This is a genomic window from Microbacterium sp. (assembly GCF_047972865.1).
Classification (GTDB): domain Bacteria; phylum Actinomycetota; class Actinomycetes; order Actinomycetales; family Microbacteriaceae; genus Microbacterium.
This window is the reverse complement of the sequence record NZ_JBKEAY010000140.1, coordinates 1-12,332: the sequence shown is the minus strand read 5'-3', so window position 1 is coordinate 12,332 and position 12,332 is coordinate 1. Positions and strand designations below refer to the sequence as shown.

At 69.4% G+C, this 12,332-nt stretch carries 9 protein-coding genes and 1 pseudogene; 6 read left to right on the top strand and 4 right to left on the bottom strand.

The window, feature by feature from the left end; genetic code table 11:
- Positions 1-391, bottom strand: a pseudogene (locus tag ACK5KK_RS08720) (Fe-S cluster assembly protein SufB); the annotation flags it as partial.
- 251 nt (positions 392-642) lie between these two features.
- Here ACK5KK_RS08720 and ACK5KK_RS08715 point away from each other — a divergent pair.
- Positions 643-1,635, top strand: coding sequence for a COX15/CtaA family protein (locus ACK5KK_RS08715; protein ID WP_416889698.1), 993 nt, complete (start codon positions 643-645; stop codon positions 1,633-1,635).
- A 111-nt stretch (positions 1,636-1,746) separates the two neighbouring features.
- Here ACK5KK_RS08715 and ACK5KK_RS08710 read toward each other — a convergent pair whose 3' ends face one another.
- From ACK5KK_RS08710 to ACK5KK_RS08700, 3 genes are all read right to left on the bottom strand, one after another.
- Complete coding sequence (locus tag ACK5KK_RS08710) at positions 1,747-2,583, bottom strand: DUF559 domain-containing protein (protein ID WP_416889697.1); 837 nt, start codon at positions 2,581-2,583, stop codon at positions 1,747-1,749.
- 195 nt (positions 2,584-2,778) lie between these two features.
- A complete protein-coding gene (locus tag ACK5KK_RS08705) occupies positions 2,779-3,705 on the bottom strand; it encodes a heme o synthase (protein ID WP_416889696.1) in 927 nt (308 codons plus the stop codon).
- Positions 3,706-3,777: 72 nt separating this feature from the next.
- On the bottom strand, positions 3,778-5,124 hold the full coding sequence (locus tag ACK5KK_RS08700) for an APC family permease (RefSeq protein ID WP_416889695.1): 1,347 nt from the start codon (positions 5,122-5,124) through the stop codon (positions 3,778-3,780).
- A 153-nt stretch (positions 5,125-5,277) separates the two neighbouring features.
- Here ACK5KK_RS08700 and ACK5KK_RS08695 point away from each other — a divergent pair, with 153 nt between their 5' ends.
- From ACK5KK_RS08695 to ACK5KK_RS08675, 5 genes are all read left to right on the top strand, one after another.
- Positions 5,278-6,297 carry a LacI family DNA-binding transcriptional regulator gene (locus tag ACK5KK_RS08695; RefSeq protein WP_416889694.1) on the top strand — a complete coding sequence of 340 codons (1,020 nt, stop codon included), beginning with the start codon at positions 5,278-5,280 and terminating at the stop codon, positions 6,295-6,297.
- A gap of 174 nt (positions 6,298-6,471) precedes the next feature.
- Positions 6,472-8,586 carry a transketolase gene (gene tkt, locus ACK5KK_RS08690; protein ID WP_416889693.1) on the top strand — a complete coding sequence of 705 codons (2,115 nt, stop codon included), beginning with the start codon at positions 6,472-6,474 and terminating at the stop codon, positions 8,584-8,586.
- A complete protein-coding gene (tal, locus tag ACK5KK_RS08685; protein ID WP_416889692.1) occupies positions 8,583-9,704 on the top strand; it encodes a transaldolase in 1,122 nt (373 codons plus the stop codon). The genes tkt and tal overlap by 4 nt, the downstream gene beginning before the upstream one ends.
- Positions 9,701-11,317, top strand: a complete 1,617-nt coding sequence (locus tag ACK5KK_RS08680) for a glucose-6-phosphate isomerase (protein WP_416889691.1) — start codon at positions 9,701-9,703, stop codon at positions 11,315-11,317. The genes tal and ACK5KK_RS08680 overlap by 4 nt, the downstream gene beginning before the upstream one ends.
- A gap of 7 nt (positions 11,318-11,324) precedes the next feature.
- Positions 11,325-12,332: glucose-6-phosphate dehydrogenase (locus ACK5KK_RS08675; protein ID WP_416889690.1), on the top strand; the 1,008-nt coding region annotated here is incomplete at its 3' end.

The window sequence follows — 12,332 nt, the reverse complement described above, 5'->3', positions numbered from 1 at the left end:
CGTACTGCGCTGCGACACCGGCGACCAGGCGCTGACGCTCGGCCTCGGGGATGCCGAGCTTCTCGTACGTGTTGCGGATGTCCTCGGGGAGGTCCTCCCAGGACTGCGCCTGCTTCTCGGTCGAGCGCACGAAGTACTTGATGTTGTCGAAATCGATCTCGCTGAGGTCGGCGCCCCAGGTCGGCATCGGCTTGCGGCCGAACAGCTGAAAACCCTTGAGTCGGGTCTTCAGCATCCACTCTGGTTCGGCCTTGAGCGCGGAGATGTCGCGGACGACCGCTTCGTTCAGGCCCCGTTTAGCGCTGGCGCCGGCGGCATCGGGGTCGTGCCAGCCGAACTCGTAGACCCCCAGTCCGTCGAGCTCCGGTCGGTCGATGAGCACATCCGACATGGGCATTTCCTCCTTCACGGCCGCAACGGTGTCATCCGTCCCGGCATTCCCGCTCCCCCGCCGTGTTCACGATTGGAGGGTCGTGTACGAGGGTGGGATGCCGCTTCCAGGGCCATAACTCGTGGCGCACGGACCGCGCCTATACTTGGGGGGACGGCGAGGCGCGCCCCGCTGTCTCCACCCGTCGAGTCTACAGGCAACGCCCGACACCGACGGCCCCCGCTACGACGCCCCGGGAGACAACCGAGTACATGTCCACGACGGCCGTTGCGAACTCCGTCCGGTCCTTCCTCATGCCCCACGCCATCACCCGGTGGGTGCGAGCTCTGGCGTGGGCCTCGCTGGCCGTCAACATCGGCATCGTGGGTACCGGCGGACTGGTCCGGCTCACCGGCTCGGGCATGGGCTGCGACACGTGGCCGTACTGCACCGGATCGTCGCTCGTCCCGACGAGCGAGCTGGGCATCCACGGCATGATCGAGTTCGGCAACCGCACCCTCACCGGGGTGCTCGTCGTCGTGGCGCTGTTCATGTACCTCTCCGTGGTGCGCCTGCGTCCGCGCCGGCTGGACCTCGCCCGCATTGCGTTCGCGATCGGTCTGGGGATCATCCTGCAGGCCGTCGTGGGCGGCATCACCGTCCTCATGCACCTGCATCCGAGCGTCGTCGGCACCCACTATCTGATCTCGTCCGCCCTGGTCGCGCTGGCGACCGTGCTGGTGGTACGCGTGTACCGCGAGCCGGGTCCCCGGGTGCGCGCCGTCGGCTCCGGATACGCCGCGCTCGCGTATGCCACCGGCGTGGCGGTGCTCGTCACCGTCGTCGTTGGCATCCTCCTCACCGGGTCCGGTCCGCACGCCGGCGATGCCGCCGCGGCGCGCAACGGCCTCGACCCCGTGTGGTGGCAGCACGTCCACTCGTGGCCGGCCTACCTCGCCTTCGCGCTCACGCTTGCGCTCGTCGTCGGCGCTCGGCGGACTCCTCCCGCGCTGCACCTGCGGCGCTGGACCCTGGTGCTCCTGGGGGTCGAGCTCGTGCAGATCGGCATTGGGCTGTGGCAGGCCCGCTCCGGGCTGCCGATCGTGCTGGTCAACGTCCACATGGTGCTCGCGGTGGTGCTGGTGGCAGCCGTGGTCGTCGTCCTCATGCACGTGACGGCACCCTCCCCCACACCCCCCTCCCGTACCCCCAACCGCTCCGGCTCCCTCAACCACTCCGCCACCCCCACCCACTCCCCCGCGTAGCCCGGGTCATCCCGCGGCACATCTCCGCATTTCTGCAGTTCTCCGCATTCAGGCGTGGCTCGGCATCCGGAGAACTGCAGAAGTCCGCTGAAGCGCGTCACCGCGCGCGGGTCAGGCGGCCCGATGCAGGCCCTGCGCGACGGCCTGTTGGATCGCGTCCTGAACCGCGGGCCAGTCGTCGACGATCTGCGCGTAGGTGTAGCGGAGCACGGTGTATCCGCGCAGCACGAGCTCCGCGTCGTGCGCGATGTCCGCGGCGCGTTGCGCGCCGACGTGGTGCCCGCCGTCGATCTGCACGACCAGGCGATCGCCGATCAGGAAGTCGACCCGATGCCCGTGCAGCCAGATCTGGGAGAGGATCCGAACCCGCAGCCACCGCAAGCGAGTGCGAAAGAACGTCTCGAGCCCGGAGTCGGCGAAGGGTGACACCTCGTCGAGCAGGTCGCGCGCGGCGCCGGACAGCGTCAACCGCTCGAGGGTCTCACGGGAGACCGCACCCTGCCGGATCGCCGAGTCCCAGACCGCCAGTGCTTCCTCGAACGGCTGGCAGCCTGCGACAAGCGCGAGGGTGTTCTCGATCCGGTCCACCAGTTCATCGGGTGCGCGGGGCACCAGCGGCGCAGCCCAGTGCACGTGCAGCTGGGCCGGCCAGCCCCCACCGCTTCCCTTGCGGACGGCCACGTGCCGGGTGTCCTCGCCCAACACCCACAGCCCGGCGCGACGCGCGGCGCTGACGCAGGTGATCACGACGCCGTATCGCGCCGCCGCGACCAGTTCGGCATCCGCCCCCGGCGCGGCAACCCAGTCCCGGCGCACGCGAACGAGTTCGCCGTGGCGAACCGCCTCGGCGATGTAGTGTCGGGAGTGGCCGGCGCGCTGCAGCGACGACGCGCGCGCAACACCCCCCGCGACGGCCGCAACCAGTTCTGAAATCCCACGTCTCGACATGGGCACACTCTTGCGCGCCGACCGCCCCGGTGCGTCCCCCGTGCTCGCTTCTGTGGATGCCTGGGCGTATCCGCGCGCTGTGGAGGAATCGACTCGCCCCACGCAACCCCGCACATCTGCACAACTCCGGATGCGGGAGGCCCCGGATATGCGGAGAACTGCAGATCTGCAGAGAAGTGCAGGCCGGGGCAGCGGTCAGAACGGCAGCAGCGGGTCTACGGCGATCGCGACAAACAGGAGTGTGAGGTAGGTGATGGATGCGTGGAACACGCGCATCGGACGCGGCTGCTCACCGCGCACGGCACGGTTGTACAGCACGTGCGACTCGCAGATGAACCAGCCGCCGAACACGACGGCGGACACGGAGTAGACCGCGCCCATCGCGGCGACGGGGATCAGCAACAGCGAGCATGCCACGGTCGCCCACGCGTACAGGATCACCTGCAGTCCGACCTGCGAACCGTTGCGGGTGGCACCCAGCATCGGCACGTCGGCCTCGTCGTAGTCGTCCTTGTACTTCATCGACAACGGCCAGTAGTGCGGCGGCGTCCATAGGAACACGAGCACGAACAGGATGAAGGGAGTCCACGTGAGCGAACCCGTCACGGCCGACCAGCCGATCAGCACCGGGAAGCAGCCCGCAATCCCACCCCACACGATGTTCTGTTCGGTACGGCGCTTGAGGATGATCGTGTAGACCACCACGTAGAAGAAGATGGCCAGCGCGCTCAGGCCCGCGGCCAGCCAGTTCGTCGTCAGCCCCAGCCAGAGCGTGGACCCGATCGCCAACACCCACGCGAACACGAGCGCACCGCGCGGCGAGGCTTCGCCGGTGACCAGTGGACGGTTCTCGGTGCGCTGCATGTGCGCATCGATGTCCCGATCGATGTACATGTTGAACGTCGCCGCCGAACCCGCACTCATGGATCCGCCGATGACCGTCGCGATCACGAGCCACAGGGACGGCAGCCCCTGCTGGGCGAGCACCATCACCGGTACGGTCGTGACCAGCAGCAGCTCCAGAACGCGCGGCTTGGTCAGAGCGACATAGGCGCGGATCGTGCGACCCAGGGATCGGCGATCCGCGGATGCCGCGAACCCGCCCGTGGTCGTGATGTCCATCGCCCCGCAATCGCCGTCAAGTCTCCCCGCCAGTCTATGGCACCGTGGGAGTCCGCGTTCGCGCGCGTCCGCTCAGTCAAGTCCCTCCAACTGCGGGACGGGCCGGCGGAACCCACCGGTGACGACGGCGATCCACAGCGCGCCGAGCGCCACCCAGACCAAACCCACTACCAGTGCCGCACCGGACAGGCTTGTCCACAACCACACCGTGATGGCGAAACCGATCCCCGGGATGACGAGGTTGTTCATGACCGCACCGCCGCTGCGCTCCTTCAGGTCGACGAAATAGTGCTTCGCGACCGCGAGATTCACAAGAGAGAAGGCCGCAAGCGCACCGAAGCTGATCAGCGAGGCGACCGTGCCGAGGTCGAGCACGAGCGCCAGGAGGCCGACCGCCGATGTCATGGCGATACCCGCGACCGGGCTCTGCCACCGTGCGCTCAGCCGGCCGAAGAACCGCCGCGGCAGCACGCCGTCACGGCCCATTGCGTAGATGATGCGCGACACCGCCGCCTGCGAAGTGAGTGCGGAACCGAGCGAACCAGCGACGTAGGCCGCCGTGAAGAATGCCGCGAGGAATGTCCCACCCGCCTGCATCATGACCTCGACCGCCGCCGAATCAACGTCGGCGAACGACGTGGTCGGCAGCACGAGGTAGCTGATGTAGGCGAGCCCGATGAACAACGCCCCCGCGATGAACGTCGTCTGCATGATCGCGCGGGGAACGACCCGCTTCGACTCGCGCGCCTCCTCGGCGAACGTGCTGACGGCGTCGAACCCGAGGAAGGACAGGCAGAGGATCGCGGCCCCGGACAGGAGCGGACCGACCCCGCCGGCGCTCCCGTCGCCGACGAAGGGAGCGAGCAGATCGACCTGACCCGATCCGCTGAGGCCGACGACGGCGAGGATCACGAAGACGACGATGAACACCGCCTGCGCACCGATGATGAGATAGTTCGCCCGCGCCACCGTGACGATGCCGAAGATGTTGAGCGCGGTCACCAGCACGACGCTGCCGACGATGAACACCCAGGCGGGCACCGCGGGGAAGGCGGCCTGCAGGTAGATGCCGATGACGAGATAGTTGATCATCGGCAGCAACAGGTAGTCGAGCATCAGCGCCCAGCCGGTGAGGAAGCCTGCGGTCCCACCGAACGCCCCGCGACTGTAGGTATAGGCGGAGCCGGCGGTCGGGTACGCCCGCGCCATCCGGCCGTACGAGCGAGCCGTGAACAGCATGGCCACGAGCGTCACCGTGTACGCGAGCGGCAGCCGTCCCCCGGTGATCTCCGTCACGATCCCGTACGTCGTGAAGATCGTCAACGGCACCATGTACACCAGTCCCAGCAGCACGAGCGAGGGTGTTCCCAGCGCGCGTTTCAGGGTGACGACGTTCGTCTGTGCAGATGCATCGGCCATGGGCGGACTCCTTCGGTCTTTTCGGCGCCGGCTACTCCCGTCGGGCCACTCTCGCTTCGATGACTCCAGTGCGGAATCGATTCCGCATTGGAATGATGGTAGCGGCCCACGCCGCCGGGCACAAGACCTGACCCGCCGCCTAGGATGAGCGTGATGAATCGATCCCGCGTGACACTGCTCGACGTCGCCGTCGCCGCCGGGGTATCCCGCACGACCGCCTCCGTCGCCCTGGGCGGGTCGGGCCGGGTCTCCCCCGCGACGGTCGACCACGTCCGCGCCGTCGCCGCGCGACTCGGGTACCACGGCAACGACGCGGCTCGGAACCTGAGGCGGGGCCGAGCCGGCATCATCGGCCTGTACCTTCCGGTGGACATCGGCACGCTCGAGTACTACATGCGCTTCGTGTTCGGCGCCGCCGAGCAGGCCCGCGTGCGCGGTTTCGCCCTCACGATCCTGCTGGCCGGCCACGACCTGTCCTCGCTGCCCGACCGCGTCGACGGCGTGATCGCCGTCGATCCGCTCGCCGCCGACGCGGGCCTGCAGGCACTCATCCGCGCAGAGTTCCCGGTCGTGTGCAATGAGCGGATCCCGGATGCCCCCGACGCACCCGTCCCCGTCGTCGAGCCCGACCACGACCAGGTGATGACCACGCTGCTCGACCACCTCGCGGACCGCGGCGCCGAGCGGGTCGCGTTCATCGCCGCCGGCGACAACACCAGCTGGGGGCGTCGCACGGCCGCCGCGTATGCCGGCTGGTGCGACCGCCATGAACGCCGCGCGTTGCTGCGGCAGACGTCGTTCACGGCGTCCGCTGACCACGTCGCCGACGTCGCGCGCGACCTGGTCGCCGACCCGCGACGTCCCGACGCCGTGATCAGCGCTCCCGACGGCGCTGCGATCGGCGTGCTCGACGCGGCACGCAGCCAGGGACTCGTCGTCGGCGGGGACATCCTCGTCGCGGCGGCCGTGGACAGCTCCGCCTTCCGGCTCGTCCGCCCCGGAATCACCGCGGTCGACCACTACCCCGCCCGCATCGGTGCACAGTGCACCGATCTCGTCACCGACTGGGTCGAATCCGGTGCCCGCCCGCCCGCACCGCCCCGGCTGCGGTTCGACCTCATCGCGCGCGGTTCCACCGGGGGTGCGGTGCCGGCATCCGTGCCCGCGCGCTGAGCGCACTGCGCCGGTGAAACGGCGCGTCACGCGGCGCCGTCCGGTGCCGCGCCGACAGGCCCCTTCGATATGCTGGGGGCACATACGCCCCCGTCCCTCGCGCCGCGGCTCGTCGCCTCTCGACGGCCACGAGCGACTGCGACGACGCGGGGCTTCCGAACGAAAGGCGACCCGTTGTCACAGCTGGTGTGGGAAGAGATCGATCGGCGCGCGGTGGACACCGCTCGTGTTCTGGCGGCGGATGCCGTAGAGAAGGTGGGCAACGGTCACCCCGGCACCGCGATGAGCCTGGCACCGGCGGCATACCTGCTCTATCAGAAGGTGCTGCGCCACGACCCGGCCGACACCGACTGGCTCGGGCGCGACCGGTTCATCCTGTCGGCGGGCCACTCGTCGCTGACCCAGTACGTGCAGCTGTACCTCGGCGGTTTCGGGCTCGAGCTGACCGACCTCGAGGCGCTGCGCACGTGGGGGTCGCTCACCCCCGGTCACCCCGAGTACGGGCACACCAAGGGCGTCGAGATCACGACCGGTCCGCTGGGTCAGGGCCTGGCCTCGGCGGTGGGCTTCGCGTACGCGGCCCGCTACGAGCGCGGACTGTTCGATCCGGCCGCTGCCGCCGGAACCAGCCCGTTCGACCACTTCGTGTACGTCATCGCCGGTGACGGCGACCTGCAGGAGGGCGTCACGAGCGAGGCATCGAGCCTGGCCGGGCACCAGCAGCTGGGGAACCTGATCGCGATCTACGACTCGAACCAGATCTCCATCGAGGACGACACCAACGTCGCCTACACCGAAGACGTGCGCGCCCGATACGAGGCGTACGGGTGGCAGGTCCTCACAGTCGACTGGAAGAAGACCGGACAGTACGTCGAAGACGTCGCGGAGCTGTTCGCGGCGATCGAGGCCGCCCAGGGCGAGACCGCCAAGCCGTCGCTGATCATCCTGCGCACCATCATCGGCTGGCCGAGCCCGGGCAAGCAGAACACCGGCAAGATCCACGGTTCCGCGCTCGGCGCCGACGAACTCGCCGCGACCAAGAAGGTGCTCGGTTTCGACCCCGAGCAGGCGTTCGCCGTCGCCGACGACGTCATCGCGCACACCCGAGCGCTGTCGGACCGCGCCGCCACCGCGCGCGCGGCGTGGCAGCAGGGGTTCGACGCCTGGGCGGCGGCGAACCCCGACCGCAAAGCGTTGCTCGATCGACTGGAGGCCGGTGCCCTCCCCGACGGCATCGCCGACGCCCTCCCCGTGTTCGAGGCCGGGAAGGACGTATCGACCCGGGCCGCCTCCGGTCAGGTGATCAACGCCCTCGCCGCCGAGCTCCCCGAGCTGTGGGGCGGATCGGCTGACCTCGCGGAGTCGAACCTCACCACCATCAAGGGCGCGAAGAGCTTCATCCCCACCGAGTGGTCCACCCACGAGTGGTCCGGTGACTCGTACGGCCGGGTGCTGCACTTCGGCATCCGCGAGCACGCGATGGGCGCGATCGTCAACGGCATCCGTCTACACGGCCCCACCCGCCCGTTCGGCGGCACGTTCCTGATCTTCAGCGACTACATGCGCCCCGCCGTGCGTCTGGCCGCGCTCATGAACATCCCGAGCGTTTTCGTCTTCACCCACGACTCGGTCGCCCTGGGTGAAGACGGCCCCACCCACCAGCCGATCGAACAGCTCGCCTCGCTCCGCATGATCCCCAACATGACGGTGGTCCGACCCGCCGACGCGAACGAGACCGCACACGCGTGGCTCGAGATCGTCCGCCGCACCGCCGGGCCCACCGGCATCGCGCTGACCCGCCAGAACGTGCCGGTGTTCCCCCGCGGCGACGGCACGGCATCCGGCGACGGCACGGCATCCGGCGACGTCTTCGCCTCCGCGGCCCACACGGCCAAGGGTGCGTACGTCCTGGCCGAAGCGCCGAACGGAGACCCGGATGTGATCCTCATCGCGACCGGCTCCGAGGTGCAGCTGGCCGTGGCTGCGCGCGACGCGCTCGCCGCCGAAGGCATCGGCGCTCGCGTCGTGTCGGCCCCCTCGCTCGAGTGGTTCGCCGAGCAGGACGCGGCGTACCGCGAGTCGGTGCTGCCGGCCGCGGTCACCGCCCGGGTGTCGGTGGAAGCCGGCGCCACGGGGCTGTGGCGCGGGGTCGTGGGCGACCGCGGCCGCACCGTCGGCATCGACCATTTCGGCGCCTCCGCCGACTACAAGACCCTGTTCCAGAAGTTCGGCGTCACCGCCGACGCGGTCGTCGACGCGGCCCGCGCAACCGTTGAGGAGAACGCATGAGCACCCCCACCCACGCTCTGTCCGCAGCCGGCGTCAGCATTTGGCTGGACGACCTGAGCAGGTCCCGGATCGCCTCCGGCAACCTCGCCGACCTCATCGCGACCCGCGACGTGACCGGTGTGACCACCAACCCCACCATCTTCCAAGCCGCGATCGGCGGCGGCAGCGCCGACTACGCCGGTGAGCTGGCGGCGCTCGCCGCCGGCGGTGCCGACGCGGATGCCGCGATCTTCGCGCTCACCACGGAAGACGTCGCCGCGGCGGCCGACATCTTCCGCCCCGTGTACGACGCGACCGGGGGCGTCGACGGGCGCGTGTCGATCGAGGTCTCCCCCGACCTCGCCCACGACACCGAGGGCACGATCGCCGAGGCCAAGACGCTGTGGGCGAAGGTCGATCGCCCCAACGCCCTCATCAAGATCCCTGCGACAAAAGCGGGCCTGCCCGCCATCACCGAGGTGATCGGCGCGGGCATCAGCGTGAACGTCACCCTGATCTTCTCTCTGGAGCGCTACGCGGCCGTCATCGACGCGTACCTGGCCGGTCTGGAGAAGGCGAAGGATGCCGGCATCGACCTGTCCAGCATCCACTCGGTCGCGTCGTTCTTCGTCTCCCGCGTGGACACCGAGGTCGACAAGCGACTGACGGCGATCGGCTCGGACGACGCCCTCGCGCTGAAGAGCAAAGCCGGTGTGGCGAACGCACGGCTGGCATACGAGCTGTTCGAGCAGGAGTTCGGCGCCGATCGCGCGCAGGCCCTGGTCGCGGCCGGCGGCACCGTGCAGCGTCCGCTCTGGGCCTCCACCGGCGTCAAGGACCCGAGCTTGCCCGACACACTGTACGTCACCGAGCTCGTCGCCCGCGGCACCGTGAACACGATGCCCGAGAAGACCCTGGAAGCCACGAGCGATCACGGTGTCGTCACGGGAGACACCATCACCGGCAACTACGCCGACGCGCACGCGGTGATCGACGGTCTCGCTGCCGTCGGCGTCGACTTCGCCGACGTGACGCAGGTGCTCGAGGACGAAGGCGTGGCCAAATTCATCGACTCCTGGCACGACCTGCAGGCAACGGTCCGCACGGCGCTGGCCACGGCGCCCGAGGCATCGCGTTGAGCTTCGAGATCCACGTCTCCGGCCACGTGGCGTCCGTCGTCGAGGCGACGCTGCCCGGGCTGGTCTCCGACCTCATCGCCAGCGGCATCACCGCCGGCGACGCCGACCTGTGGGGGCCGGATGCCGAGGCCGAGGCCGCCCGGCGACTCGGCTGGGTACAGGCCGTGTCGGTCTCGCGTCCGCTCGTCGCCGAGATCGCGTCGCTGCGCGAACGGCTGCACGCGGACGGCGTCAGCCGTGTCGTCCTGGCCGGGATGGGCGGATCATCGCTCGCACCGGAGGTGATCACTGCGACAGCCGGTGTGCCACTGGTCATCGTCGACAGCACCGCACCCGCGCAGGTGCTCGCGGCGATCGACGGTGAGCCCGGTCTGGGGCTCGAGCGGACCGTCCTGGTCGTGTCGTCGAAGTCCGGTTCCACGGCCGAGACCGACGCTGTGCTGCGTGCTTTCGAGGCTGCATGGCGGGATCTCGGTATCGATCCTGCCGAGCGGATCGTGGTCGTCACCGACCCCGGTTCAGCGCTCGATGCCGCCGCGTCGCGCGCCGGTTATCGCGTCTTCCACGGCGACCCGACCGTCGGCGGCCGGTACTCGGCGCTGACCGCGTTCGGGATCGTGCCAGCCGGTCTGGCCGGAGCCGACATCGCGGAACTGCTCGACGAGGCCGAAGCAACGCTGTTGGAAGTCGCGATCGACGACGCGAATAACCCCGCACTGGTCCTGGCTGCGGCGATCGCGGGCGGTGACCCGCGACGCGACAAGCTGGGCCTGGTCAGCGACGGCACCCACATCCTTGGCCTGCCCGACTGGATCGAACAGCTCGTGGCGGAGTCGACCGGCAAGGACGGCACCGGCATCCTCCCCGTGGTCCTGCTGCCGGTCTCGCCCGAGACGGACACGCCGCAGACGGACGTTCAGATCGTCCGTTTCGTCGACGACGCGGTGCGCTTCCAGATCATCGAGCGGTACCCGGACGAGGTGCTCATCAGCGGATCGCTGGGCGCCCAGTTCGTCGTATGGGAGTACGCCACCGCGATCGCGGGACGCATGCTCGGCATCAACCCGTTCGATCAGCCCGATGTCGATGCGGCCAAGACCGCCGCACGCGGACTGCTGGAGGCGCGTCCCGAGCCGTCCGCTCCGGCGTTTGTGCAGGACGGCATCGCGGTCCGCGTCTCCGACCCCGCCCTCGCCACCGGGGGGACGATCGAGGCGGTCTTCGACGCCCTCTGGCGTAACGTGGCCGACACCGGGTACGTCGCGGTGCAGGCGTACGTGGACCGGCTCGCCATGCCGCAACTGGCGGGTCTGCGCGAACTCATCGCCGCCGACTGCGGCCGGCCGACCACCTTCGGGTGGGGTCCGCGGTTCCTGCACTCCACCGGCCAGTACCACAAAGGCGGACCCCGCAACGGTGTCTTCCTCCAGATCCTCCAGTCCGGAGACGTCGACCTGGAGATCCCGGGACGCCCCTTCACATTCGGCCAGCTCATCGCTGCCCAGGCCGCCGGGGACGCCGCCGTCCTGACCGCGCTCGGCCGCCCGGTCGTGACGCTCACCCTCAGCGACCCGCAAGCCGACGTGCTCGCGCTGTTCGAAGCCGCACAGTAGGAACCAGATGACTGTCCCGATCTCCCGCGGCCACAACCCGCTGCGCAACGCCGACGATCGCCGGCTGAACCGCATCGCGGGCCCGAGCGCGCTGGTCATCTTCGGGGTGACCGGTGACCTGTCCCGCAAGAAGCTCATGCCCGCCGTCTACGACCTCGCCAACCGCGGGCTGCTGCCGCCGGGGTTCGCGTTGGTCGGGTTCGCCCGGCGGGACTGGAAGGACCAGGATTTCGCCGCGGTCGTCCACGATGCCGTCCGGGAGCACGCCCGCACGCCCTTCCGCGAGGAAACCTGGCAACAGCTCCTGCAGGGCATCCGGTTCGTCTCCGGCGAGTTCGGCGACGCCGACGCCTTCCGCCGGCTCCGCGAGACCGTCGAGCGGCTGGATGTGGACCGCGGCACGATGGGAAACCACGCGTTCTACCTGTCGATTCCGCCCCGGGACTTCCCCATCGTCGCACGCCAGCTGAAGGAGTGCGGCCTGGTCGACGAGACACCCGGAACCGACAGCTGGCGGCGCGTGGTCATCGAGAAGCCGTTCGGTAGCGATCTGCGGACAGCACGCGAACTGAACGCGGCGCTCGAGGTCGCCTTCCCCGCGGACTCGATCTTCCGGATCGACCACTACCTCGGCAAGGAGACCGTCCAGAACATCATGGCGCTGCGGTTCGCCAACGAGCTGTACGAACCGATCTGGAACGCGAATTACGTCGATCACGTGCAGATCACGATGGCCGAGGACATCGGCGTGGGCGGCCGCGCCGGGTACTACGACGGCATCGGCGCCGCGCGGGACGTGATCCAGAACCACCTGCTGCAGTTGCTCGCGCTCACAGCGATGGAGGAGCCGATCTCCCTCGCTGCGAAGGATCTTCGCGCCGAGAAGGAGAAGGTGCTGGCGGCGGTGCGCCTCCCCGAAGACCTCTCCACCGCGGCGGCCCGCGGGCAGTACGCCGGGGGGATGCAGGGCGGCGAACTCGTGGCCGGTTTCCTCGACGAAGACGGCATGAGTCCG

Excerpts from the sequence above, each read along its gene's own strand:
- ACK5KK_RS08715 (WP_416889698.1), top strand. The coding sequence starts at position 643 with ATGTCCACGACGGCCGTTGCGAACTCCGTCCGGTCCTTCCTCATGCCC.
- ACK5KK_RS08710 (WP_416889697.1), bottom strand. The coding sequence starts at position 2,583 with ATGTCGAGACGTGGGATTTCAGAACTGGTTGCGGCCGTCGCGGGGGGT.
- ACK5KK_RS08705 (WP_416889696.1), bottom strand. The coding sequence starts at position 3,705 with ATGGACATCACGACCACGGGCGGGTTCGCGGCATCCGCGGATCGCCGA.
- ACK5KK_RS08700 (WP_416889695.1), bottom strand. The coding sequence starts at position 5,124 with ATGGCCGATGCATCTGCACAGACGAACGTCGTCACCCTGAAACGCGCG.
- ACK5KK_RS08695 (WP_416889694.1), top strand. The coding sequence starts at position 5,278 with ATGAATCGATCCCGCGTGACACTGCTCGACGTCGCCGTCGCCGCCGGG.
- tal (WP_416889692.1), top strand. The coding sequence starts at position 8,583 with ATGAGCACCCCCACCCACGCTCTGTCCGCAGCCGGCGTCAGCATTTGG.